The organism is Desulfolithobacter dissulfuricans (genome assembly GCF_025998535.1).
GTDB classification, from domain to species: Bacteria; Desulfobacterota; Desulfobulbia; order Desulfobulbales; family Desulfobulbaceae; genus Desulfolithobacter; species Desulfolithobacter dissulfuricans.
This window is the reverse complement of the sequence record NZ_AP024233.1, coordinates 2,147,013-2,172,965: the sequence shown is the minus strand read 5'-3', so window position 1 is coordinate 2,172,965 and position 25,953 is coordinate 2,147,013. Positions and strand designations below refer to the sequence as shown.

The window sequence follows — 25,953 nt, the reverse complement described above, 5'->3', positions numbered from 1 at the left end:
TTGTGGTCTGCCTGGTGGCGCACAAGGGATACGGGTCCGGCTGTGGGGTGACCCCGCAGTGAGGGGCTGACTCGTTGCTGTTCAGGGTTCGTGGCCGGGCAGGGAATGAAAAAGACATTTCATCCCGGGAAACACGAAGTGTGCAATGCCCAGACCGTGTTGCGTACTTCGTGTTTTTCGTGGTGTATCCAGAATCCCCCACAGGGGAAAATCCGTTAACCGGAAATCAGCATGAAGGATATCCAGAACCTCCGCGATGACCGGCGTATCAACATCCGCAAGGTCGGCGTCAAAACCATTTCCTATCCTGTAACTGTGCTCGACAAGGAGCATCGGCTGCAGCAGACTGTGGCCACGGTCAACATGTACGTCAACCTGCCGCACCGGTTTAAGGGCACCCACATGAGCCGTTTCGTGGAGATCTTGAATCGGTTTCATGGCCGGATAAATCTGGAGAGCTTCCATCATATTCTCGAGGAGACCAAGGGCCGTCTTGATGCGGAAGCCGCGCACATGGAGATAGAGTTTCCCTATTTTCTCCAGCGGGACTCCTCGGTCGACTCCATCGGCACCGAGCGTTATGAGTGCCGCATGCACGGTTCCCTGGCCGAGAGCGACGACCTGGTGCTGGAAATCGATGTCCCGATCACGGTTCCCCGTTCAAGCCTTGACCAGGGCGGATTGCCCCGGTCCATGGGCCGCTGGGGAACGGCCAGGGTTGCGGTCCGGTTCCGGGAGTTTATCTGGATCGAAGATCTGATCAGCCTGGTGGAACAGGGACTGGCCGGCAGAAGTGACCTGCCCGACTCGGTGGAGACGGTCTGCCGCCAGCTGGGTGAAATACTTGCCGATCAGCCGGCCATCCGCTGGTTTTCGGTGGTGGTGGAAAATTTTGCCAGCGGGTTTGCGACCTTTGCCAGTGTCAACTCATCTAACCACACATCCTCAACAAGAAAAAATCAATGAATGAACTGCTGTTTGAAATAGGTACCGAAGAGATCCCTGCCGGCTATATCCAGCCGGCTCTGGCATTTATGGAGCAGGCCTGTGCGGCCAGGTTTTCCGAGCTCGGGCTTGAATCCGGCCCCATTCATACGGTGGGAACCCCGAGGCGGCTGACCCTCTGCGTGGAAGATCTCCAGTCCAGGCAGCCGGACAGAAGGGTGGAACATATCGGGCCCTCGAAAAAGGCCGGTTTTGATGCGGACGGTAATCCCACAAAGGCAGCCATGGGATTTGCCCGTTCCCGCGGGGTTGCGGTGGAGGATCTCCAGGTGGTGGAGACTCCCAAGGGGCCGTATCTGATGGCTGTTGAACATGTTCAGGGGCGGGAGACCATCGAGCTTCTGCCGGAGATCCTGGAAGGATTGATCCGCAGTATGGTCTTTCCCAAGTCCATGCGCTGGGCCAATACCTCGCTGGCCTTTGCCCGGCCCATCCAGTGGCTCCTGGCCCTGTATGATGGCCAGGTGGTGGAGTTTGAAGTGGAGGATACGGTGAGTGGCAACACGACCCGGGGACACCGGTTCATGGCTCCGGAGAGTTTTGTGGTCACCGGCTTTGCGCAGTATCAGGAAAGGCTCCAGGAACACTCTGTGCTGGTGGATCCGCAAAAGAGGCGGCGCCAGGTGATCAGCGAGGTCAAACAGGCCGTGGCCGGTCGCACGTCCGAGGGCGAACCGGTCCTCCACGAGGGGTTGGTGGACACGGTCACCAATCTGGTGGAGATTCCCTGGGGGGTATGCGGGAGCTTTGACGAAAAATTTCTCGAATTACCCGACGAGGCCCTGATCACCTCCATGCGGGAGCACCAGAAGTATTTTCCAGTCCAGGACAGGAACGGCTGCCTGATGCCGCTCTTTGTTGCAGTGAACAATACCCGTATCGAGGATAGGGATCTGGCGGTCGCCGGCCATGAACGGGTCCTGCGGGCCCGTCTGGAAGACGGACTTTTCTTTTTCAACGAAGACAAGAAAACTCCGCTGGCCAGGAGGATCGATGCTCTGGAAGGTATCATCTTTCAGCAGAAACTCGGCAGCATGAAGGAAAAATCGGCCCGTATTGCCCGACTGGCCGGCATGCTGGCCCGGGAACTGGCCCCGGACCTGGAGGAGGACGCGGTCCGGGCAGCCTGGCTGTGCAAGGCCGATCTGTTGACCGAGATGGTGGGCGAGTTCCCATCGCTCCAGGGGGTCATGGGGCGGGAATACGCCCTGCTGGATGGCGAGAAACCGGAAGTGGCGCTGGCCATCCATGAACATTATCTGCCGCTCCGGGCCGGTGGCGAGCTTCCGACCACCCTGCTGGGCGCCATTGTCGGTATTGCCGACCGGATCGATACCCTGACCGGCTGCTTTGCCATCGGTGAAAAACCCACTGGCAACACGGATCCTTTTGGTCTCAGACGCCAGGCTCTTGGGTTGTTGCATATCATCTCAGGACTCAATATTTCCCTCTCCCTGAAGGCCATTGTCGGTTATGCTCTTAAGGGATACGGAGAGCTGCTCGGGCATGAGCCGGATGAAAAGATCGTTGACGAGGTACTCCGCTTTATCCGCCTGCGCTTTACCAACGACCTGGTGGCCTCGGGTACACGGTCCGAGGTGGTGGAAGCGGCGACTTCGGTCGGATTTGATGATGTGGTTGACTGTCTGGCCCGGATCCGGGCTCTGGATGGGATACGCAGCCAGGAAGAGTTCACTGTTCTTGCCGGATCGTTCAAGCGGATCAGAAACATCATCAAGGACAATACCGAGACAGCCGTGGATCCGGACATGTTTGTCGAGGAGGCGGAAAAGGAGCTCTACCAGGTCTTGCAGGAAGTTCAGGAGGCTGTGGGGCCCCTGCTTGAGAAAAGAGAATACAAGGCCTCGCTGCGGGCCATGCTGCGGATGAAGGAGCCGGTGGACCGGTTCTTCGACCAGGTCATGGTCATGGCCGAGGATCCGGCCGTGCGGCAGAATCGGCTCAACCTGCTCACCGCCCTGGGCCAGCTTGTCCTGCAGGTGGGCGATATCTCCAAGATGCATGTTGAGGGATAGAGGTCGGCAAACAGGCCTTCTGGCAATAAGCCCGTGATGGGCTGACCTGACCGTCGTCCGATGCCGGGATACTACACTCCAGGCGGAGTGTTTTCTTGCAGGACATTTTGAGGCTACCTTGAGATTATTTCAGGCGGCCCTGATGATGGCCGCCGCTCTTGTTGGACCTTGTTGTAACAATACAAAAAGACACAAAAAAAGGCTGCTCGAATTGAGCAGCCTTTTTTTGTGTTTGCCCGGCATGGCGGGCAAACCCAGCCTGCGGAACGCAGGCGTCACCCCGACCAGGGGAAGACAATCCGAATCGCAAGGGCGTTGCTGGCAACGGCAGGGTCTGAAGGAAGCGATAGGAAGTGAGCGGTACATAGCGTAAGTGAACCTGATTCGGCGTCATAGGTGGGTAAGCGTGCACAATAGCGTGAAGCCCGATACCTGGTCAGACCTTTGGCGTGATTGAGGATGGGATTGCTCACCGGGAGTTCGCCTTAACCGGGGAAGCCTCCTAGCGTACTTGCAGTACGAGAGTTAAGGAAGGTTCAAGGAGAGATCCAAGGCCTACCGAAGCGGTGGGAGGTGGCAGATGATTCCGTAGTAGTGATGAAATCCCGGCCGGAGAAGCCTGGTAACAGCGTGGAGGATAAAACCGGGATGACCTGTCAGCGTTGTTTGACAGGGGCTGGTATTTGCCAAAAGCGGTATCAGTTGCGAAGGGATGAAGTTTATTTGAAGGTTCCCTGAAGATCATGGAGGTCTGGAGTCAGAACACAAGCTGCCCGACGGGGCGGGGCACATTTTCGGCGGTATGCTGTGAGAGGCCGTCTGCTGATTTTGGCCGTTCATCGGAGTAACCTGAACAGTTGAGCGTACATTGCCCATTGGGATAGAAGGCGCTCTCATTTGGGTGAAGACCCGGGGATTCCAGGCAGAAGTGGAGGGATGGGGACGCAGGACAGGAGCATGGTTGACGTTTGGTACAGTCTGTATGACCGGATGCTGAGCAGGGACGCTCTGCACAAGGCGTTTGGGAAGGTGAGGTCTGCGAAGGGAGCTGCCGGAATAGACGGCCAGTCCATCAAGGACTTTGCCGCATCAGCCGAAGCCAACATCGACTGTCTCCTGAAGGAACTGTGGGAAAAGAGTTACCAGCCACTGGCCGTGCGCCGGGTAGAGATACCCAAGCCAACCGGAGGAGTTCGGTTGCTCGGTATTCCAGCAGTCCGTGACCGTGTAGTGCAGCAGGCACTGCTCGACATTCTCCTGCCGATATTCGATCGGGATTTCCACCCGTCGAGCTATGGCTATCGCCCAGGCCGCAGTTGTCATCAGGCGATATCCAAGGCGACGATGTTTATCCGTGACTACGATCGAAAGTGGGTAGTTGATATGGATCTGTCCAAATGCTTTGACACCTTGGACCATGATCTCATCCTCAGCGCCTTTCGTCGCCGGATCAGGGACGGGAGTATCCTCGGTCTCCTGGAGAAGTTTCTGAAGAGCGGTGTAATGACGGATTCGGGATTTACGGCTAGCGAGATCGGCAGTCCACAGGGCGGCGTGATCAGCCCTCTGATAGCCAATGTGTATCTCGATTCTTTTGATCAATTCATGAAGAATCGTGGCCACCGAATAGTCCGCTATGCGGACGATATCCTGATTCTGTGCCAATCAAAGAAAGCGGCCGAGAATGCTCTTGAGCAGGCACGGCACTATCTTGAAGGAGAATTGCTGCTGACTGTCAACCGTGAAAAGACCCATATCTGCCACAGCAGTCGGGGCGTAAACTTTCTGGGAGTATCCGTATGCTCTCAGTATACGCAAATCCAGCGAGGCAAGATTAAGTCTTTCAAGGCAAAGGTCAAGGCAATGACCCGGCGTAATTCCCCGGTGAATCTTGAGAAAGTGATTGCAGATCTCAATCCGCTCTTGAGGGGATTTGCCAACTACTTCCGGATAGCGAACTGCACAGGAGAATTTTCAAGGCTGATGAGATGGATTCGGAGAAGACTGCGAGCCATCCAGCTGAAATTGTGGAAGAAGCCCAATCGGCTTCACCGCAGGCTGAGGCAGCTTGGATACAGGGGGAAGTTTGATGCGATCAAAATGAACTCCTGGGCCAATGCGGCAAGTCCTTTGAGCCATTATGCCCTGCCCAACGGATATTTACACCGGGGCTTGGGTCTCTTTGATCTTGGTGCTGTATCTACTGGAATCTCTGTTTCAATATGAAGGAAAATAAACAGGAGCCGTATACGAGACCCGTACGTACGGTTCTGTGAGAGGGATGAGGCAAGCGTAATTAACTTGCCTCACCCTACTCGATTTGCCTCTAACCTGCTGTCAGCCGGTTATTTCTTCTTCGGATGACAGGTGGAGCACTTGGTCAGCTCTTTCTTGCCGGTTTCTTTATGGCAGCCTTTGCAGTTCTTATGGCCAACAGCCTTGAAGGTCTGCAGACCCTTGGGCATTCCGGCACCCTTGTTGTGACAACTCTCACATTTCTCGATCTTCATACCCTCGGAGTAGGGAACCTGCTTGCCGTCCGCACCCTTGGTGTGGTGGCACTCACCGCATTTCAGTCGTTCCTGATGCTCGGCATGGGGGAAATGGGCCGGTTTGGGCTTCTTGGCTCCATCAATGGTGGATTTCAGGGTCATCTCGGCCGGACCCTTGTCCTGGGCCATGGACAGGCCACTCAGGGCTACACTGAACACAAAGGCTGCAGCCACTGCATAAACGATTGTTTTTTTCATACTTCTCCTCCTCTTGGTATGTATCACATTTTTTGCTGAATGGTGATTCATAAAATCAAACATTTTATAGCACGACAGTGTAGTGGTGTCAAGCCGGCTTTTAGGAAGTTCCGGGGATCAACCGGCTCCGTAGCTGTGGAGGCCTGAGAGCCAGAAGTTAACACCGAAATAGGTGAAGAAGACGGCAATGAAACCGAGGATGGAGAGCCAGGCGATCCGGCTGCCGCTCCAGCCGCGGGTAAAACGGGCATGGAGGGTGGACGCGTAGATAAACCAGGTGATCAGCGACCAGGTTTCCTTGGGGTCCCAGCTCCAGTAGGTGCCCCAGGCCTCGTTGGCCCATACGGCGCCGGTGATGATCCCGGCGGAGAGCCAGAGAAAGCCAAAGACAATGGTCTTGTGGGTCATGTCGTCGATCACCTTGAGGTCCGGCAGAGAGCCGGTCAGAGAATCCGCCGACAGAGACCGCCTGATGGCCGATTTCTTGAGCAGGTACATCATGCCCAGTCCGCCGGCCACGGCAAAGGCACCGTAGCCGATAAAACAGGTGACGACGTGGGCGATCAGCCAGTTGGATTGCAGGGCCGGAATAAGCGGGCTGATCTCCTGGTTGATACCTTTGGCGAACGAGGCATAGGCCATGGCCACAAAGGCGAAGGGCATGGCAAATGTGCCAATCACACTGGTCTTGAACTTGAGTTCCATATAAATGTAGAACGGAACAACGCACCAGGCGAAAAAGACCAGGGATTCATACATGTTTGTCAGTGGCGCGTGACCGATGCCCATCTGGTAGGACTCGTACCAGCGCAGGCCAAGGCCAGCGGTCTGACAGAACCAGCCGATAACGGTTATGGCAAGGCCGATGGTCCCCAGTTTTCTGTTCTTGAAGACAAACAGGGCAATGTAGAACGCAGACGAAAGCAGATAGGCAAGCGTCGTGATACCAAGAAGCTGTGAACTGTTCATAGTTATCTCGCTATTTGGTTGATATGAGTTTAAAGGCTGCCAGGCAGCATAACGTACAGATCAGGTTCAGGAAAAATCGTCCAGCATCTCGTGGAATTTTTTCTCAAACCCAAGCTTGTTCTTGTTGGCAGAGCCGACAAAGAGGATCCGGATGGCCCCGTCCTCTTCCCGGACATAAGCCCAGATCTTGCGATGGGACATGAAAAAGGCGACCATGAGGCCCAGGAGCATCATACCACAACCGATATAGACAAACCAGACGCCGGGATCCTTGGCAACCTGGAGGCCGGTGGCATAGAGCTGTTTGGCCGTGAAGGCGTATTTCCCGGACGGCCGCTCGATAATGGCCTCCCGTCCCGCCTCGATCCAGAAGATGGAGGGCTCGCCCTGGTTGTCGGAGAACCAAACCTTGACCCGCCGGACCACCTCACCGAACCGCTCTGTATTGAGGATACCAAAGGTGATTCCGCCCTCGTCCCAGCGGATCTGTTTGGCCGGGGGGATGACCGATGCGTAGGTGGCCCCGGTCTTTTCACTCTTTACCCGGACAACGAAGTCGTTATAGGGCTGGTAGCTGGACTGATAAAAGGTGATACCCCTGTAGGTCAGGGGGCTGTTGACCTCAATCCTGGTGTGCAGGACTTCCCTGCCATCCTCGATGACCGTGAGGTCGGAGAGATACTCCTTGGGCATGCCATTGGGATAGTACTCGATGTTGAAATAGTTACAGCGGATGGTGAAACCCAGGGGAATTTTTTCACCGGTGTCAAAGGCAAAGATCGAATCGGTCTGCCTGGTTTCCGGGATCATGATCGAGCCCTTGAAGGCAAAGGTCGGGTTTTTGAAGATCTTCCTGGCCACCGTAGGCGAGCCGATAATGGCTCCGATGAAAATGATCAGAATGGAAGTGTGGACGATGTAGACCCCGAACCTGGTCCAGGGGCCTTTTTCGGCAAAGAGCAGTACGCCGTCGCCCTTGTCCCGCTGTTCAGGTTTCCAGCCCTTGGATTTGAGAAACGAGGCAACCTTGGACACCACCTCATCCTTCTTGCTCCGCAGAGTCACTTCCTTTTTGATCTTGCGCCGGACAAGCTTGGCCGGGTCTATGTCCAGGTTGTCCTTATGAATGATTTTCCAGACCGTGGGGATGCGTTCCAGGCTGCAGACAATGAGGTTGAGGGAAAAGAAGGTGAGCAGACCAAGAAACCACCAGGAATTGTACATGTCCGGGATGCCCAGGGTCTGCATGAGCCTGGCCATGTTTTCTCCATATTCATGGACATAGAAGTCCATGGGCTTGGATTGGGGAATGATGGTACCGATGATGGATGTGGCGGCCAGGATAAAGAGCAGGAAAAGCGCCAGTTTGACCGAGGCGAAAAACGCCCAGACAGGATTTTTCTTTTTTTGGGACATGGGAATATTTTTGGATCAGTGAATATTTAGTGGATTATGTGCCTGTTCGCACACTGTGGCATGGCTGTTTCTGCTACCACAACATCTGTGACCTGTCAATACACAATACACCGGCGCAAACTGCGGCACAGCTGCCGGCTGCACGGCTGCTGGAGCCGACCCGAGCTCGACCTATTTAGAACTGATAATTACTATTAACATCTGTTGCCACCTGATCTCAACTGTTTTTTTTTGTCCCAATGGCCGTCCAGAGCCAGATCCGGCATTGAAAGCCTTTTTCGGCAGCTCTCCCATGGCCGTTGTCAAGCCAGTATGCACCGAAGAAATCTATGAATTTTACTATTTATTATCAGGGAGATCCTGTCACCTGCTCCCTGGATTTCCGATGTCCATATCCCGGCTTCCCGGTATTTGTTTGGGTTGGTTGTTATGCCATAATCCGCTGCACATGAGGTTCCCGGCAAAACCCTGCAACAGATGAACTTTCAGGAAAGAACAGCATCCCATGAACAACCGCGACCGTGACTTGGCCAAGACCTGTGGCAGCAGATGGTATCTGCTGCTGACAATCCCCGCCTGTATCGCCCTGGCCCTCTATTTCCTCTTCTTCAGTGCCGGGACGTCGGAGTCTGAAGAGGCGGTACCTTCCCTCAATCCTGCCTGGTATACACCCAAAACCGCCCGGGGGGAAGAGGTGAAAAACGCGGTAATGGTCGGTAACTGTTTCATCTGTCATGCCTTCTGGGTCAAGGTGCCACCGGATCCTGAAGTGCGCCAGCCGCAGTTTGCCCATGTGGCTATCAAGCTCGATCACGGTCGTAACGACCGGTGCTATAACTGTCACCTCATCTATGACCGTAACAAGTATGTGGCCGATGATGGAACCGGCATCATGCCCCAGAATGTGGAGTTGCTCTGCGCCCGATGCCACGGGCTGATCTACAAGGACTGGCAAAACGGTACCCATGGTCTGCGTCGGGGCAAGTGGCAGGTGAAGCGCCGGTTCGACCAGGAAAATTTCAAGTGCACCGAGTGCCACGATCCCCATTCCCCGAAATTCAAATTCAAGGATTTTGCCCCCGCGCCCACCTGGCCGGCCAAGTACATCCGCAAAGGTCAGGTGGAAGAGCACGGCGATGCAATGTCCGAATTTATCATAGGATCGGAACCCAAGGAGATGTTCTAAAATGTCTGGCGATCAGAAGGCCTGCGCAGGTATCAGCAGGAGGGATTTTGTCACCGGTGCCGCTGTGACCCTGGCAAGTGTCGGAGCCGGCGCCGCGGCCCTGGCCCCGCTCATGGATGCGGAGGAGATACCCACGGCTGATGAGTTTATCCAGAAACATTACCGGCGGCTGACTCCGGCGGACAAAAAGGAGATCTTTGCCCGCCTGGAACGGGAAATCGAAAAGCAGTACGGCAAAAAGGCCACCATCTGCGATCCCAAACCCATCGATGGGGTCGAGTTCGCCTATGTGCTCAACATAGGCCGCTGTATCGGCTGCCGACGCTGTGTCTATGCCTGCATGAAGGAAAACAACCAGTCCCGCGATCCGCAGATCCAGTACATCCGGGTGATGAAACTGAAAAAAGGCAGCGTGGATCTGGAGACCTCCGTTCATGACTATCCGCCGGAAGAGGCCGCGGATCCCAACTATTTCTACATGCCGGTCCAGTGTCAGCAATGTCGCAATCCTCCCTGTGTCAAGGTGTGCCCGGTCAAGGCCACCTGGAAGGAAAAGGACGGCATCATCGTCATCGACTACAACTGGTGCATCGGCTGCCGCTACTGCGAGGCGGCCTGTCCCTACCATGCCCGGCGTTTCAACTGGTCCAAGCCCGGACTCTCCAGCGAAGATCTTAATCCCGATATGGGCTACCTCTCCAACCGGCCCCGCTACATGGGGGTTATGGAGAAGTGCACCTTCTGCCTCCATCGGACCAGGGAAGGGCGTTATCCGGCCTGCCTGGAGGTCTGCCCCACCGGGGCCCGCAAGTTCGGCAACCTGCGTGATCCAGATTCAGAGGTGCGCAAGATCCTTGAAAACGAACGGGTCTATGTCCTGAAGCAGGACCTGGGAACCCTGCCCAAGTTCTACTACGTCTTTGCCAAGTAGGCGAAGCTCCTGCTGGCCCGTCCTTACCCTTGAGGCAGTTGCAACACTAACCCGCTAACCCGACCAGACAGAGCATCATGATACAGTTTTTCGTGCACGGATTTATCTCCACCTTTCGCGGCAGCAGGACCTACTGGCTGTGGGTGACGTTTCTCCTCGCTGTCTCCCTGATCGGTCTCAATGCCTGGGCCCGACAGCTGGCCCACGGCCTGGCCACCTCCGGCATGGGAGATGAGGTCTCCTGGGGTATGTACATCGCCAACTTCGTTTTCCTTGTCGGCATGGCTGCGGCCGCGGTGATGATGGTTATCCCGGCTTACATTTTCAAAGACCGGGAGATGCACAAGATCGTCGTGCTGAGCGAGCTCTTTGCAGTGGCGGCCATGGTGATGTGTATTCTTTTTGTCACCGTGGACTTGGGCCGGCCGGACCGGATCTGGCACATGGTGCCCAGGCTTGGTTATTTCAACTGGCCTGGATCCATGCTGACCTGGGATGTCCTGGTTTTAAACGGCTACCTGCTGCTCAACCTCTATGTCTGTTTCTATGTCCTCTACTCCCGGTTCCATGGCAGAAAGCCAAAACCGGCTCTCTATATTCCGGTTGTCTTTCTGGCTATCGGCTGGGCCTTTTCCATTCACACCACCACAGCCTTTCTCTTCCAGGGCCTTGGTGGCCGTCCGTTCTGGAACTCGGGCCTGATCGCGCCCCGTTTCCTGGCCTCGGCCTTTGCCGCCGGACCGTCCTTCATGATTCTTGTCTTTCTCTTTCTCCGGAAAAGCGGAGCCATCACCTTCAACGATCAGGTGATCGGCCGCATCCGGGTCATTATCACCGTGTCGCTCCTGATCAACATTTTTTTTGCCGGTTCCGAGCTCTTTGCCGAGTTCTACTCCGACTCCAAGCATGTGGTCCATTTCAGCCATCTCTTCGGGCTGCACGGTGAAAGCCTGCTGGCGCCCTGGATCTGGACCGCCCTTGGTCTCAATGTCGCGGCGGCCATCCTTCTCCTTTCTCCGGCCCGCCGTAACCAGGGGGTCCTGATCGTCGCCTGTATGATGATCATTGTCGGTATCTGGACGGAAAAGGGGCTTGGCTTTGTTATTCCGGCCTTTATCCCGACCACCCTGGGCGACTTTGTCCAGTACGTTCCCTCGGTGAACGAACTCCTGGTCTGCGTGGGTGTGTGGGCTTTTGGCCTGCTCGTCTATACCCTCATGCTCAAGGGAGCCATTCCCATTATCAACCGGGAAGAATAACCCCTTTGGTTCTTCCGCCCGTTTCCGCCAGGCCGCACGTCCCGGTGGCCGGCGTAGCCAATCAGAAAGAGAACAAAAAGGAGGTGAGACAGGGAAAGAAGCGAAAAAAGGTTTTTTCTACTGGAGTTGCTGTTTTCAAAAAGGAGGACTTGAAGAAATGGCAAGGAAAAAAGTTTGTTGCATGCTGGCCTTTGGTCTTGTTTTCGCGGCCGGGTCAGCAGCGTACGCCGGTGGAGGCTGCTCGACCAAGGAGTGTCATGCAGGCCTGTCCGATATCAAGCCGGCGGATCACGAAATGATGCGCACCATCAAGATGAATGGTGCCCAGCATGGCGATCCTGACGGATGCGTCATGTGTCATGGTGGCAATCCCAAGGCCACCAAAAAGGAAGAGGCCCACAAGGGAATTCCGGCAACCCTGCGGATGGCGCCCGGCCCCAAGGATTTCTATCCGGATCCTGGTTCCATCTGGATCGCGGAAAACACCTGTGGGGCCTGTCATCCCGGTTACGTCTACCGGACCAAGCAGTCCCTGATGAACACCGAGGCCGGCAAGATCTCGGGTAATCTGCACACGTGGGGCTTCGAGGAGGTTCAGAATTTCAAGAATCCCTATGGTAACTACGATACCGAGGATATTGACGGTCAGGAACCGATTTCCGGTACCGAGACCTACAAGGAGTACATGCGCGAGCAGATCGCCATGTATCCGGATCAGTATCCCACCAGCCTCAAAATGCTGCCCCAGCCGACCCTGGAGGAGATCAACAAGGATCCCAAGAAGGCGGCTCTCACCTATCAGCGTCACGACTGCCAGCGGTGCCACATCGGTGTCCGCGGACGTGAAAAACGCGGTGATTACCGTGGTATGGGCTGCTCGGCCTGTCATATCCTCTATGGCAACGAGGGCCTCTACGAGGGGAACGACAAATCCATCGACAAGACCAAGCCCGGTCATATGCTCAAGCACGAGATCGTCGGTACCCGCAAGACCGGCGGTATCCCGGTGGAGTCCTGTAACTCCTGCCATAATCGCGGCAAACGGATCGGTGTCTCCTATCAGGGTCTGATGGAGTTCCCGTACGGCTCGCCCTATGACAAGAACGGCAAGACCCAGCCGAAACTGCATACCAAGAAATACCTCTTCATCTCCGACGACCTGCACCATCAGGTGCAGAGCCGGGAGGGCAACCCCAAGGGTGGCCTGCTCTGTCAGGACTGTCATACGTCCATCGACGTGCATGGTGATGGCAACATTCATGGCACCACCATGGGCCAGGTGGAAATCGAGTGTACGGACTGCCATGGCCGTCCGGACAAATATCCCTGGGAACTGCCCGTTGGCTACGGTGACGAGTTCGGCAAGAAGCTCGATCCCAAGCCCCGTGGCGTGGCCGAGCAGCGTCTGATTCCAGGTATGCAGTTCGGTACCAAGTACGATCCCGAGGACGGCTTTGTTCTGACCGCCCGCGGTAACCCCATCGGCAACGTTGTCCGCCGTGGCAACAAGGTCATCGTCCACTCGGCCACCGGTAACGACTTCGAGGTTCCGGTACTCAAGAACCTGCAGCTGGAGAATAAGTGGAAGGATCCGTCGGCCGAGGTCGCCATGTCCTCGGTGTCCAAGCACATGGACAAGATGGAATGTTATGCCTGCCACGCCTCCTGGGTTCCGCAGTGTTACGGTTGCCATGTCCAGGTCAACTACTCGCCCAAGGATGGCAAGCCGCGCCAGGGTATCGACTGGGTAGCTTCTGGTAATGCACAGAAGAAGAACGGTCAGACCGCCGAGTCTGTCCTGGGAACCGGTGGTATCAAGAGCGCCGGCAAGCCCATGGAAAAACGTTCCTACCTGCGCTGGGAGGATCCTGTCCTCGGTATCGGTGGTGAAGGCCGGGTAACCCCGCTCATGCCGGGTTGCCAGGTAACCTACACGGTTATCAACGAGAAGGGTGAGACCCTGGTCAACAACGAGATTGCCATGGCCCCGGACGAGGCCGCTCAGCTCGGTCAGAAGCATGTCCCGCTGGCCATTGATATGGCTCCGGTCCAGCCTCATACAGCCCAGCGTAAGGCCCGGACCTGCGAGTCCTGCCATGCCAATCCCAAGGTCGCGGGACTGGGACTTGGAGGCGGTGCCTTCGGCTATCGGCAGAGCGAGAACATTGTTGAGGATCTCGTCGATGCCAAAACCGGCAAGCCGATTCCGAAGAACTACAAGGTCCAGATTCCGGCCATTCCCAAGTTGAAATTCGACTGGTCCCAGATTGTTGACCGGGATGGTACCCAGCTTGCCACTGTCGGTACCCACTGGCCGCTTTCCCGGGCCTTCAATAAGGAGGAGCTGGATAACTTCCTCCGGGCCGGTACCTGTATGGGCTGCCATCAGAACATGAGCGAGAAGGAGCTCTGGAAGAAGGTCAGCACCGACGGAACCCTGGATCCCAAGAAGCATCTTGAGATGATGAACAATATGGTCAAGCAGATGGCCAAAGACGGGGTGAAACCTGCTGCCATGCAGAAGTAGGCACCCTGAAAGGGAGTAGTTGAATCCCTGAGAGCGCCCTGTCGGTTTTTTGCCGGCAGGGCGTTTTTTTTATGTGATTACCATCAATCTTCAGCATTGAAACCGGTGTCGGCCTCGCTTGTTTCACGGGACGCCATAAACCCGTCCCTGGGGGCTTGACTGTGGCCATCCAGGCCACAGACACCCGTGCAACAAGCAAGCCCGACACCTTTATCCATCGAAGGCTGAATTTCAGTGGTAATCAGATTATTTTATGCGGGTGAGAGGGACGGTGAGGTCCGCAGTCAGATGATGAACCCCCGAAGGACTCCCGGCTCAGGAAAAGTCCCACCCTGCAGGGGGACAGCAGCTTTCATGTTTCGTTGTCCAGGCCGTGCGAGCCTGCATGGGTGTTAGAGGGTAACGATTTTGTGGCGGATGGCGTACTTGACCAGCCCGGCCACCGAGTGGATGTCGAGCTTGGCCATGATGTTCTTGCGGTGGGTATCCACCGTGGAGGTGGAGATGCAGAGCTTGGAGGCGATCTCCTGGTTGGTCATGCCCTCGGCTACCAGCTGGAGAATTTCGCGTTCCCGCTCGGTGAGGATGTTGCCGGAACCATCGGAGGAATGGCGGGCCATGTTGATAAACTCCCTGAGGACCGGGGTCTCCAGGGTGGGGGAGACAAACATCTCGCCGGCGGCCACGGTACGGATGGCGCCGATCAGCATGTCAAAGCTCTCTTCTTTGAGCATGAAGCCAAGCGCCGAGGCCTTGAGCGCTTCGACTGCGAAGAAACAGTCAGCATGCATGGTCAGGATCAGGGTCCGGGTATCCGGGGCAACTCTGGTCAGCCGTTTGGCGACCTCAATGCCGGTCAGGCCGGGCATGGCGATATCGAGCACGGCCACGTCGGGCTGGAGCTCTTCGATCAGGGCGAGGGACTGCTGGCCGTCACTGGCCTCTCCCACCACCTTGATATCTTCGGTGGATTCCAGCAGGGTTCGCAGTCCCTGGCGGAAAAGCTGGTGGTCGTCTGCAAGAAAAGTGGAAATCATGTCAAGTGATTGTCTGTGCTCAGAGGGATATCAATGACGATCCGCGTACCCTTGCCTGGTTCGGATTCCACTGAAAAAGTACCGCCCATGGCCGTGATCCATTCGCGAATGGAGATGAGGCCGATGCCCTGGAGTTCGGGTTCGGCCGATTTCAGGCTGCTCGGATCAAAGCCCCGACCCTCATCATCCACTGTCAGTCGGACATGATTGTCCTTTTTTTGCAGGGTTGCAACAATTTCTTTAGTCTCGGCATGCTTCCAGGCATTGTGGAGGAGTTCCTTGAAAGAGCGGAACAGGTAGATCTTCTGTGACTCGGAAAGACCCAGCTCTCCAGGAGGGCCATACACCGAGACGTTGATCCCGGTCCTTCGGGTGAAGTTGTCGGTGTACCAGAGCATGGCCGGTACCAGTCCCTGGGTGTCAAGGACGGTGGGGTAGAGGTCAAAGATCATGGTCCGGATCTGGCGGATCATCAGGTTGATGACCTCGCGGATTTCCCCGAGCAGCTCGCTGATCCCACTGTCACCCGCGTCCCCGGGCCGGTGGCGGATCTGTTTTTCCGTCTCCTGGAGCTTGAGGTTGACGAGAGCCAGGTTCTGGGCCATTTCCTCGTGGAGGATCTGGCCGATATACCGCCGTTCCCGTTCTTCCGCCAGGACGATTTCCTCCTGCAGCTTCTTGTGGAAGTGGAGTTTTTCCTCCTGCCGTTTTTTCTCCTCGGTCACGTCCCTGAGGATTCCCTCGTAGCCGATCAGGCTGCCCGAGTCATCGTAGCGTGCGGTGGCGGTCATCAGGCAGAGCCTGGTGGTACCGTCGGCCCGGACCAGCCAGGTTTCGTAGTTCCTGACATAGCCCTTGTCACGGATCGCATCGAGGATGGCCGGCTGTCTGTCGCCTTTGTCCGGGTGGGACTGGCAGCAGCCCAGGGTGAGCTGACCCGTGGAGCCTTGTCGGTCGATACCGAGCAGGCAGCGGCCCGCCTCGTTGATGTCGACGATATTGCACATGGTATCGGTGACAAAGATGCAGTCGCGGGAATTTTCAAAAATCTGCCGGTACTTGGTCTCCGAGAGACGAAGTTTGCGGATGGTCTGCTCGAGCTTGGCAGCCATCTCGTTGAAGAGCTTGCCAAACCGCCCCATGTCATCACTGGTATACACCTGGGCCCGGGCCGACAGGTCTCCCCGCTGGATCCGTCCGGCGGCCCTGGCCAGGGACTCGATGGGTCGAGAGCAGTTCCAGGCCACCAGGACGGCCATGGCGACGCAGATGACGATGAGCAGGATGGTAAAGGGCATGAACGACTGGACGTACTCGTTGAAGCCCATTAACAGGTTGGCATCGTCCACTGTGGTCAGCAGGACCCAGTATCTCTCGTTCCTGCCCGGGTAGGTGACCCCGAGGGAGTCATGGCTGGCATGGGCCACCGAGTTGATCGAGGTGGCCAGGTTGATACGCTTGAAGGCGTAGAGGGTCTGTTTATAGGTCTCCCGGCTCTTGCGTATGGTGAGGCCGCTGATGTTGCCCGCTATCCACTGTTCCAGTTCGGGCTCGTAACGGAACAGGGTCTCGTTGGTGCCGAGCATGAAGCCAAAGATCTTGGAACGGTCCGGATGGAAGAGAAAGTAACCGTCCTTGTTGAGCAGAAAGTACTGTTCGCCCCGCGGGGCAGTGTTCTGCTGCTCGGTCAGCAGGTCCAGGAAGACCGAGCCGAAGACGTTGAGAACCAGGACGCCGCGTTTCTGGCCATGACGATCCACCACCGGGGTGGCATAACGGATGACCGGGACAATGGGGCGTTCGATCTGACCCTTTTCCACGTTGAGGTCCATGGGGGAGATGTAGACCTTGCCCGGCGGCAGATGGATGGCCTCCCGGAAATAGTAGCGGCCGCTCTTGTCCTGAAGCTGATCCGGTGGGGTCAGCCAGGTCTTCCTGCCCTTGACATTGACCCGAATGACCTCGAAACCGCGGTTGTCGAGAAAGCGTATCTGCTGGAAGATCGTATGATTCCTGGCCAGGGCCAGGAATTCTTCACCCAGCTCGCGCAGGGCCATGTGGCGCTGCTGCATGGAAGTGGCGTTTAGAAAATTCTGCAAATTGGGCATGTCCCGCAGGACAAGCAGGTCGCGCATCACCCACTGGAGTACGGACTGGATATCGCTCTCCATCAGTTCCAGGTCCACCAGGGCCCGTTCCTTGGCCCGGTCCAGAGCGAACTGGCGCTGCTTGTAACGGGCATAGCCACTGCTGATGATAACCACCGAGACGGTGAGGGCGACAAAGATGAAGATGAGTTTACCGCGCAGGCTGCTCAGCATGGCTCGTGGTTCGGTGGAGGAGTTAAGAGAGAGATCGATTCAGATATAACCAGACGCGTTCGGGAGTGCAAGAATCACCACAGGCCCCGGATCTTTTCGGGACCTGTGGTAGAGGAGGAGGTTGGGAGGTAATTATTCCAAGCCAAAATTCATCGAATGAGAGGCATTGGTTCAAGGAGGATAAACTTGTCGGGGCAACTTCCGACCTGGTCCTGCATAACTCAGGTTCCGGCCTGGCATGGCCGGGAGGATTGTCTGGCAACGTACAACCCCCGGTTTCCCGCCCTGCTCAGTGAGCCACCGTTCTACGGGTGGATTTCGCTGTCTGGCTGGCAGGATATCTTTTCCCGCGGCTACCGGCATAACGGCAGGACCGTCGGCACATGCGGCACACCGAAGGATTGGATATGGGTAATCCTGATTTAATACAGTTGTGATGTTGGCTTACGTCTTTCATAATTACCTCCTGCTTACCCTTATATGCCAGGAAGAACCATAATTGAATACCGGATTCACGGTATATTGCATCGTGTAAAACGCCAGTATACTGTATCATTCCGACTTTGTGGTACCTTGCGGTGGCCGGGTCCGTCAAGCGGATTTTTTTATTGCTGCAGAGGCCCTGAATCTGTGAAGCTGGAATTTCGTCGTATACACAGGTAAGCGTAGACTCCAGGTTGTCTTTCCTTTTTGGTTGTTATTCTAGGGTAGACAACAAGGAAACAATAATTTTCCGTCACGGATTCAGGACGGAAAAAACGGTCTGCAAGGAAAAGAACTTGCTTTTTTCTCCTTGCAGGGTATAAATACCTGTTTCACACAGAAACAACCCTTTGTGAGGAGAATATATCATGTCACGAGTATGCGATATTTGTGGAAAAGGTCCGGCCACCGGAAACAACGTCAGCCATGCCCATAACAAGACCCGTCGTCGCTGGCTGCCGAATCTGCAGAAAGTTCGGATGGTTACCAAGAATGGCAGCACCGTTCGTGTACGCGCCTGCACCCGTTGCATCCGCTCCGGAGCTGTAGTCAAACCAGCCTGATTGTTCCGGCAGGACATGAGTCAAGGGGCGAGTGGATTTTTTCTTCTCGCCCCTTTCTTTTGCCACCGCTGGCTAACATGAGATCATCTGAAAGTCCGGTCCTGCTTGGATAATCGTAGCCGGGTGTTCATTGTGGTCTGTGCAGGTATGCGGTTACGTGTATACAACCGAGGAGGAGGAAACCATGAGCCAGGAAGAAGAAATCCGTTTTCTGCCCTACGAGGAAGCAATCAAGATCGTTGCCGCAATCCAGGAAGAAGAAGACATCGAAGAACCGAACCATCGCATTCTCACCGTCTACAACCACGATGATCGGGAGATCTGCTGGTTTGATTTCGACGAGGTGATGGAAGCGGTCGGTCCGGTGAAGAAAACAGAGGAAAAAGAGGCTGTTTCCAATTACATCCTGCACCGCATCCCGGACTGGGCCCTGGATATCTGAGTCCGTCCCGCCCCGGGACCTCGTCCCTGTTACTGGGTCCATGAAGCCGAGGAGCTGCTGCTCCCCGGCTTTTTCTTTTCTATCGGGCCGCAGAAGGGGAGAACGAGCTGCCGGCCCCGCGGGGCGCCATTTTCGCTGGAGACAAGGTTGGAGACCGTGATGCCGAGCAACCGCACCTTCTGGCGCCCGGCATCGGTGGCCTTGAGCAGGATCTGGATTACCGGGAGGATCTCTTCGGCCAGGTCCGTGGGCTGACCCAGGGTTCTGGAGCGGGTGATGGTGGTGAAGTCATGGTAGCGGAGCTTGAGGGTGATGGTCCGGCCCATGCATTTCTTTTCCTGCAGGGCAGCAGCCACCTGCCTGGCCTGTTCGGCCAGTAACTCCAGCATCAGGTCCGGATCTCCGGTATCGGTTTTCAGGGTCGTCTCGGTGCCCAGGGATTTCCGCTCCCGAACCGGGCACACTGGTCTGGGGTCGATACCCCGGACGATATCATGGAAAAACAGCCCTGATTTGCCAAAATGGGCCACCAGTTCGTCCCGGCTCAACCTCCGCAGATCGTCTCCTGTCCGGATACCCAGGGCATGCATCTTTTTCTTCGTGACCCGGCCAACCCCGTAGAATTTACCGATATCCAGGCTCCTGATGAAAGGCAGGGCCTGTTCCGGGGTCACCACGGTGATCCCGTCGGGCTTGTTACAGTCCGAGGCCACCTTGGCCAGGAACTTGTTGCATGAGACACCGGCCGACGCCGTGAGTCCTGTTCGGGCCGCGATATCGCGGCGGATGGCTTCGGCGACCCAGGTGGCCGAGGGAATGTTTTTGCGGTTGCAGGTGATGTCGAGGAAGGCCTCGTCCAGGGAGAGCGGCTCCACCAGGTCGGTGTATTCATGGAATATTGCCATGATTCGGGCCGATATCTCCTGGTAGCGCTCCCGGCGCGGCCTGACGAAGACCGCTTCGGGACAGAGACGAGCCGCCCTGGCGCAGCTCATGGCCGAATGGATGCCGAAGCGGCGTGCCTCGTAGGAGCAGGCCGCCACCACCCCGCGGCCGTGGGGGTCGCCACCCACCACCACTGGCCGGCCGCGCAGAGCCGGGTTGTCCCGCTGTTCCACCGAGGCGTAGAAGGCGTCCATGTCGATGTGGATGATCTTACGCACCATGGATGGTCATGCGGATCTTGTGGCTGCGTGGGAATTCCCGTTTGATGAGGGTCCGCAGCAGTTTTTTGAGCTTGTCGGCCTGTACCACGAAATCCTGTCTCTCAAAGCCCCGTTCCTCCACCCGCAATCGCCCGTCCTCCAGGCGGATGATGCGTACAGACCTATCCTTTTTCCAGGTCAGCAGTTCAATGGCCTGGCCCGGATCAAGTTTCCGGCACCGGGCCAGGACCGTGGCAAGGGCAGCGTTCTTGTCGAGCATTGATCCGGAAAGGGCGATGGGTTTTCATCCATATCCGCCATCGCCAGATGGTGTTGACGGACACGGCCGGCGGGTTGTCCTGGAGCCGTTTTAGTCCGTAATAAAAAAAATCTGATTACCATCAATCTTTGGCATTGAAACCGGTGTCGCCCTCACTTGTTTCACGGGACGCCATAAACCCGTCCCTGGGAGCTTGACTGTGGCCATCCAGGCCACAGACACCCGTGAAACAAGTGAGGCCCGACACCTTCATCCATCGGTGGCTGAATTTCAGTGGTAATCACATAAAAAAATCAGATAATGCCATCGGGAATGGGGGGTACCTGTTCTCCGCCCAGGACAAAGCCACCGTCCAGCCGCAGGGTCGCGCCGGTCATGAAATCAGCCTCCACGAGAAAAAGAACCGCCCGGGCCACCTCCTCCGGTGTGCCGGTTCGGCCCACCAGGGTATGGTCCAGCAGGGCCTGCTTCTGCGCTTTGCTCAAGGCCTCGTTCCAGCCCCTGGTCCCCCGACCGTGCCGGCTGTCGATGAGGCCGAGCATCAGCTCGTTGACCCGCACGGACGGTGCTCCCAGCCTGGCCCAGGTCCGGGTGAGAGCGGCCACTCCCCGGTTGGCGGCACTGTAGCCGTCGCTGAAGACAAGGCCGGCCGGTCCTGAGCGGCCGGTTATGGCGGCAATGGAGGAGATGTTGACCACCGCTGCCTTGTCAGCCCGCTGGAGCAGGGGCAGGCAGCTGTTGAACACCAGGTGCTTGGCGTGCAGGGTGGTATCCATTTCCAGTTGCCACTGGTCCCGGTTGACCGGCCGGGTGTAGGCGCCGTGGACCGCCGGCATGCCGCCGCGCTCGATATTGTTGATCAGCACCTCCAGGCTACCGAATTCTCCGGCCAGCCGCTGTGCCATCTCCTCCACGGCTTCAGGGCTGCGCAGGTCGACCTGCAGGAACAGGTGACCCTCCTGCCGGGCCGTGAACTCCTTGATCATCCGGGCCGAGGATTCGGGCCAGTCGTGGTATATGAGGGCCAGGCGGACGCCACAATCGGCCAGCGTCCGACCGATTGCCAGGCCTATACCCCGGGAAGCACCCAGGACCAGGCCGTTTTTTCCTTTGAGATTCATCTTGCCACCGGGAAGTATATTCTATAGGCTGTTTGATGGAAATATTTTATCCGAAAATCACTGCAAGTTTTGATAATTCCATCGTGATTTTCCTAGGTTGTTGTGGCTGGGACGTATCGAAATATGGTCCAGCCATGCTGGTTTATCCGAAAATCGCCCCAGGGCAAGGTGTTGCCAGGGTGATTTTCATGGTTCGAAGTCTTCGCTATCGGTTGTGGCTGGACAGTGCTGAAACCCGGAGTCTCCCTTCGGTCGCTTACCTGGTCCAGCCATGCAGGCTCCCACGGCCTGCATAACGAAACATGAAAGCTGTTGTCCCCCTAAAGGGTGGGACGAGACTTTCAAATAAACCTCTTGTTGATCATTATGAGACATATCAAACCCGTTATATATTCGTATTGTACGCTGCTTGCCACCCTTTTGCTTGTCCTTGGCGGTGGGGCCGGACTGCTGGGGTATGCCGGAGAACCCCCGCTGTCCTGTATCAGCAAGGGCTGGCCCCAGGATGCCAGTGATCTGCAGCCGGATCCGACCCTTCGCTTCGGCACCCTGCAAAACGGGCTGCGCTACGTGCTTATGGAGAACCGGGAGCCCCGGGGCCGGGTGGCCATGTATCTTGACGTTCAGGCCGGTTCAGTCAATGAAACGGATGAGCAGCGTGGTCTGGCCCATTTCCTGGAGCATATGCTGTTTAATGGTACCACCCATTTTCCCCCTGGCACCCTGGTCGAATATCTCCAGTCCGTGGGTATGGAGTTCGGTGCCGATACCAATGCCCATACCAGTTACGGCGAGACGGTCTACAAACTGGTGTTGCCCGACAACAGTGAAAAGCGGATCAGTGAAGGGCTCCTGATCATGGCCGACTATGCCCGCGGCGCCCTCCTGCTTGAAGAGGAGGTGGACCGGGAGCGGGGAATTATTCTGGCGGAAAAACGGGCCAGGGATTCTGCCCGGTCCAGGGCCGCCCGGGCACGGATGCATTTTACCTTTGCCGGAACCCGGATTGCCAAGCGCGATATCATCGGCACGGAAGAGACCTTGCTGGCTGCTGACAGCAGGTTGCTCAGGGCTTACTACGATGCCTGGTATCGGCCGGAAAATATGATCCTGGTTGTGGTTGGAGATATGAATCCCGACCGGGTTGATGTCATGCTCCGTGAGCAGCTCTCTGGCCTGCAGGCAGCTGAGGTACTGCCGCAGTGCCCGGACTTCGGCAAGGTGGCCCGCAAGGGGACTGAGGTGTTCTACCTGCATGAGCCGGAACTCGGGGCAACCCAGATTTATCTGGAAAGCGTCTGGGACAGGAATCCGGAACCGGATACCCGGGAGTGGGAAGAGAAATTCTTTTCCAGATACGTGGCAACGGCCATCCTGAACAACCGGCTGGAGGTGCTGACAGCCCGGCCGGACAGTCCGCTGACCAGTGCCCAGGCCTATTACGGGGCGCTGCTTCAACGGGTGGGATACACCACGCTGCGCGCTGTGACCGACGGTGACCAGTGGGAAAAGTCTCTGGCCTTGCTTACCTCCACCCTCAAGCAGGCCCTGGAATACGGTTTTACCCCGGCTGAACTGGAACGGGTGCAACGGGAGATCATGGCTGATCTGCACAAGCAGGTGCAGACCAGGGCCAGCCGGAGAAGCAGTGAGCTGGCCTCACAGCTCGTGGATCATCTCAATGATAATCAGGTATTCAAGTCACCGGAGCAGGAAAAGCAGCTCTATGGCGCCCTGCTCAAAAAAATGACCCTGGAAGAGATCAATCAGGCCTTCAGGGATCTGTGGAATCGTGATAACCGATTGATCGAGGTCCTTGGCAATGCTGATCTGGGCCAGGGCAGGGAAGCTCCGGAACAGCAGATTCTGCGCACATACAATGCAGCGCTTTCAGCAGCCGTGTCCCCATGGGTAGAGGAAGAGGCTTCTGCTTTCCCCTATCTTTCGCCCCGGAAGGAGCAGGGCAGGGTGATCGGCCACACGGTGCACGGGCAGATTGACGCTGAAACATGGGTTTTTGGTGATGGGACCCGTCTGCATGTGAAGAAGACCGATTTTGAGCCCGGAGAAGTGCGTATGGTGGTCAGTTTTGGCGACGGCCGTCTGGCAGTGCCGACTCCCGGACTGGATCGTCTGGCAGAGAGCGTGGTGTCGGAGAGCGGGCTTGGGCGTATGACGCGGGAGCAGCTTGCCAGGGCCCTGGCAGGGCGTAGTGCCGAAATCCGCTTCCAGGTGGGCGAGGAAAGTTTTCGGATCAGCGGCAAGGCGCTCAGTCAGGAACTGGAACTGCTCCTGCAACTGGTCCAGGCGCAGCTGGAGGATCCAGGTTTCCGGGCAGAAGCGTATCGGCTGTCCATGGACCGGTTCAGGCAGATGTATGATCAGATGGAGAGCTCGGTCGAAGGCATGATGCAGCTGGTTGGCGAGGTGTTTCTTGCCGGAGGTAACCAGCGCTATGGCATGGTGGACCGGAAGAAGTTCATGGCCTTGACCCTGAAAGAGGTGGAAGAGTGGCTCCGTCCGATCCTTGCCGGGGCCAGGCTGGAAATTTCTGTGGTCGGTGATGTGGACCCCGAAGAGGTGGTCGCCCTTGTTTCAAAGTATTTCGGCGCGTCCAGGCGAACCCTCGAGCCCGGGGCAAAGGGCGAACATATTGCCTTCCCGGCAGGAAAAACTCTGCGTCGTACCGTGCAGACCGAGACCGAGAAGGCCCTGGTGGTCGCTGCCTGGGAAACAGATGATTTCTGGGATATTTCCAGGACCAGGCGGCTCAGTATTCTGGCATCGATTCTCAGTGACAGGTTGCGCCGTGAGGTCCGGGAAAAACTGGGTGCCACCTATTCGCCGGTGGTATACAACCGTTCCAGCCGCGTTGATCCGGGGTACGGGGTGCTTCGCAGTATGATCATCGTGGATCCGGCCCGGGCAGATATACTGCTTAAACGGATGGAGCAGGTCGGAGCGGATATTGCCCGCCAGGGAGTCTCGGCCGAAGAACTGCAGCGGGCCCTCAAGCCCACCTTGACCTCCATCCGCGACATGATGCGTACCAACCGCTACTGGCTGGAGTCGGTTCTGGTGCTCTCGGACCGCCATCCGGAACAACTGCAGTGGCCATTGAGTATCCAGAAGGATTTCGCCAGCATAAGACCTGAGGAACTTGCCGGACTGGCAGAAAAATATCTCGGCCCGGATCGGCTGGCCGGTATTGTCCTGAAATCAGAAACAAAGCCATGACCGATTCCCGCGCTACCTCATTGGTGTGACATGCCATCACCCTGGGTGTTCTGCGCCTACGTGCCAGGACGGAAGATGGTTACCTGGTGCCTGTCCAGAAATGGTATTTCGGAGTCTCGCAGGCTCGCTTACCTCGCCCGATCTCTGCGTCATGCTCAAAAAATAATGCTCGGAATATTACACATATGCCTGCGCTTATTTTTTTCGCATTCCTCGGAGTCTTCGCTTACCTGATCTCGAACGAAAATCCTCATTTCTGGACAGGCACTACCTGGCATTGGTACCGTTTTCCTGCTGCGGGAATGGTGCAATAATTTTATCCCACCAGCCAGACGGCCATGTTTTCGGCTTGCTGCAGGGTTCGGTCCGAGACACCGCCCAGGAGGCCCTTGCTGGCGTCGCGGCCCCGGCGTCCAAGAACAATGGTGCCGCAGCGATGCTTTCGGGCCTTGCGCAGCAGGTCGTGGCTGGCCTCCAGGTCGGCGCCTGTGGGCAGGCGGGTAATCCGTTCCTTCGGCACACCGCCCTCCACGAGTATTTGAGTGTGGGCCTGGAAGAGATGATCGTCCAGGTCCAGGTACTTGTCACACCACTCTTTTCCCCATTGCTTGTGAAAGTCTTCCAGTCTGGGTTTGCCCTTGGTGCTGAAAAGGGCGCTGGAATGGTAGAGCAGAACCTCGGCGCCAGGATTTGAGCGGATGAAAAAGGCCAGGTGATCGGCAGCCAGCAGGGATGCGGGAACACTGTGGACCGCAAGGAGGAAACGGCGGGAGGTCACTTCGCCATCAATGATCCACAGTGGAACCTCGTGGCATTTTTTTACCAGGTAGGACGAGACGCTGCCCATGAGCATCTCACCCATCATACCCATACCGCGTCGGCCCACCAGCAGGCTGTCGTAGAGACCGTGGACGGCGTAGTGGTGGATGGCGGTGGCGATGCTGGAGGTAGTGATCAGGGCTTCGAAACTGATCTGGGATTCCTCCATGCCGTTTCGTATCAGGCGGGACTTTGCATCCTTGAGATATTTTTCTGCCACCGCTTTTCTGCGATGTTCGGAGGGGAGTGCTGGCGCAGGGAATCCACCTCGAACATCCAGTTGTCGTCCTTGCCGGCAGAGGAAATAATGCTGAGCAGATGCACGCAGATATCCTTGTCATTGGCGAACTGCTTGATCAGGTAGTCGAGACTGTTGGAACTGTAGACAGAGCCGTCAATGGCCACGAGTATCTTTTTTTCCACTGC

The 25,953-nt window shown here is 56.6% G+C and carries 20 protein-coding genes; 10 read left to right on the top strand and 10 right to left on the bottom strand.

Annotated features, from left to right (window positions below; genetic code table 11):
• Positions 1-231 precede the first annotated feature (231 nt).
• The 3 genes from GF1_RS09625 (at position 232) to ltrA (ending at position 5,267) form a co-directional block, all read left to right on the top strand.
• Positions 232-966: a GTP cyclohydrolase I FolE2 gene (locus GF1_RS09625; RefSeq protein ID WP_267926324.1), complete on the top strand. Its 735-nt coding sequence runs from the start codon at positions 232-234 to the stop codon at positions 964-966.
• Positions 963-3,041 (top strand): glycine--tRNA ligase subunit beta, encoded by a 2,079-nt coding sequence (gene glyS / locus GF1_RS09620; protein ID WP_267926323.1) that lies wholly within the window; start codon positions 963-965, stop codon positions 3,039-3,041. The genes GF1_RS09625 and glyS overlap by 4 nt, the downstream gene beginning before the upstream one ends.
• Before the next feature lie 957 nt (positions 3,042-3,998).
• A complete protein-coding gene (gene ltrA / locus GF1_RS09615; protein WP_267926322.1) occupies positions 3,999-5,267 on the top strand; it encodes a group II intron reverse transcriptase/maturase in 1,269 nt (422 codons plus the stop codon).
• A gap of 119 nt (positions 5,268-5,386) precedes the next feature.
• Here ltrA and GF1_RS09610 read toward each other — a convergent pair whose 3' ends face one another.
• The 3 genes from GF1_RS09610 to resB form a co-directional block, all read right to left on the bottom strand.
• A complete protein-coding gene (locus GF1_RS09610; protein ID WP_267926321.1) occupies positions 5,387-5,791 on the bottom strand; it encodes a cytochrome c3 family protein in 405 nt (134 codons plus the stop codon).
• A gap of 117 nt (positions 5,792-5,908) precedes the next feature.
• Complete coding sequence (gene ccsB / locus GF1_RS09605) at positions 5,909-6,760, bottom strand: c-type cytochrome biogenesis protein CcsB (RefSeq protein WP_267926320.1); 852 nt, start codon at positions 6,758-6,760, stop codon at positions 5,909-5,911.
• A gap of 66 nt (positions 6,761-6,826) precedes the next feature.
• Positions 6,827-8,176: a cytochrome c biogenesis protein ResB gene (resB, locus tag GF1_RS09600; protein ID WP_267926319.1), complete on the bottom strand. Its 1,350-nt coding sequence runs from the start codon at positions 8,174-8,176 to the stop codon at positions 6,827-6,829.
• Between the two features lie 505 nt (positions 8,177-8,681).
• Between resB and GF1_RS09595 the strand changes: the two genes are divergently transcribed.
• From GF1_RS09595 to GF1_RS09580, 4 genes are all read left to right on the top strand, one after another.
• Positions 8,682-9,362, top strand: a complete 681-nt coding sequence (locus tag GF1_RS09595) for a hypothetical protein (protein WP_267926318.1) — start codon at positions 8,682-8,684, stop codon at positions 9,360-9,362.
• 1 nt (position 9,363) lies between these two features.
• Positions 9,364-10,293: a 4Fe-4S dicluster domain-containing protein gene (locus tag GF1_RS09590; RefSeq protein WP_267926317.1), complete on the top strand. Its 930-nt coding sequence runs from the start codon at positions 9,364-9,366 to the stop codon at positions 10,291-10,293.
• 77 nt (positions 10,294-10,370) lie between these two features.
• On the top strand, positions 10,371-11,552 hold the full coding sequence (gene dsrP, locus GF1_RS09585) for a sulfate reduction electron transfer complex DsrMKJOP subunit DsrP (RefSeq protein ID WP_267926316.1): 1,182 nt from the start codon (positions 10,371-10,373) through the stop codon (positions 11,550-11,552).
• 157 nt (positions 11,553-11,709) lie between these two features.
• Entirely contained in the window at positions 11,710-14,079 is a 2,370-nt protein-coding gene (locus tag GF1_RS09580) for a hypothetical protein (RefSeq protein WP_267926315.1), read from the top strand.
• A 392-nt stretch (positions 14,080-14,471) separates the two neighbouring features.
• Here the strand turns inward: GF1_RS09580 and GF1_RS09575 are convergent, their stop codons facing one another.
• Positions 14,472-15,116, bottom strand: a complete 645-nt coding sequence (locus GF1_RS09575; protein ID WP_267926314.1) for a response regulator — start codon at positions 15,114-15,116, stop codon at positions 14,472-14,474.
• A complete protein-coding gene (locus GF1_RS09570; protein ID WP_267926313.1) occupies positions 15,113-17,437 on the bottom strand; it encodes an ATP-binding protein in 2,325 nt (774 codons plus the stop codon). The genes GF1_RS09575 and GF1_RS09570 overlap by 4 nt, the downstream gene beginning before the upstream one ends.
• A gap of 851 nt (positions 17,438-18,288) precedes the next feature.
• Between GF1_RS09570 and rpmB the strand changes: the two genes are divergently transcribed.
• Together rpmB and GF1_RS09560 are read left to right on the top strand one after the other, a co-directional pair.
• Positions 18,289-18,483, top strand: coding sequence for a 50S ribosomal protein L28 (rpmB, locus tag GF1_RS09565; protein ID WP_267926312.1), 195 nt, complete (start codon positions 18,289-18,291; stop codon positions 18,481-18,483).
• A 184-nt stretch (positions 18,484-18,667) separates the two neighbouring features.
• Positions 18,668-18,925, top strand: coding sequence for a hypothetical protein (locus GF1_RS09560; RefSeq protein ID WP_267926311.1), 258 nt, complete (start codon positions 18,668-18,670; stop codon positions 18,923-18,925).
• 29 nt (positions 18,926-18,954) lie between these two features.
• Here GF1_RS09560 and dinB read toward each other — a convergent pair whose 3' ends face one another.
• The 3 genes from dinB to GF1_RS09545 all read right to left on the bottom strand — a co-directional run bounded on the left by dinB (position 18,955) and on the right by GF1_RS09545 (position 21,471).
• Positions 18,955-20,091, bottom strand: coding sequence for a DNA polymerase IV (dinB, locus tag GF1_RS09555; protein ID WP_267926309.1), 1,137 nt, complete (start codon positions 20,089-20,091; stop codon positions 18,955-18,957).
• Entirely contained in the window at positions 20,081-20,350 is a 270-nt protein-coding gene (locus GF1_RS09550; protein ID WP_267926308.1) for a hypothetical protein, read from the bottom strand. The genes dinB and GF1_RS09550 overlap by 11 nt, the downstream gene beginning before the upstream one ends.
• A gap of 293 nt (positions 20,351-20,643) precedes the next feature.
• Positions 20,644-21,471 carry an SDR family NAD(P)-dependent oxidoreductase gene (locus GF1_RS09545; protein WP_267926307.1) on the bottom strand — a complete coding sequence of 276 codons (828 nt, stop codon included), beginning with the start codon at positions 21,469-21,471 and terminating at the stop codon, positions 20,644-20,646.
• A gap of 366 nt (positions 21,472-21,837) precedes the next feature.
• On the opposite strand from GF1_RS09545, the gene GF1_RS09540 reads away from it, so the two are divergent.
• Entirely contained in the window at positions 21,838-24,708 is a 2,871-nt protein-coding gene (locus GF1_RS09540) for a M16 family metallopeptidase (protein WP_267926306.1), read from the top strand.
• A gap of 316 nt (positions 24,709-25,024) precedes the next feature.
• On the opposite strand, the gene GF1_RS09535 is transcribed toward GF1_RS09540, so the two are convergent.
• Entirely contained in the window at positions 25,025-25,747 is a 723-nt protein-coding gene (locus tag GF1_RS09535; RefSeq protein WP_267926305.1) for a universal stress protein, read from the bottom strand.
• Positions 25,708-25,950: an adenine nucleotide alpha hydrolase family protein gene (locus tag GF1_RS09530; RefSeq protein WP_267926303.1), complete on the bottom strand. Its 243-nt coding sequence runs from the start codon at positions 25,948-25,950 to the stop codon at positions 25,708-25,710. The genes GF1_RS09535 and GF1_RS09530 overlap by 40 nt, the downstream gene beginning before the upstream one ends.
• Between the last annotated feature and the right edge of the window lie 3 nt (positions 25,951-25,953).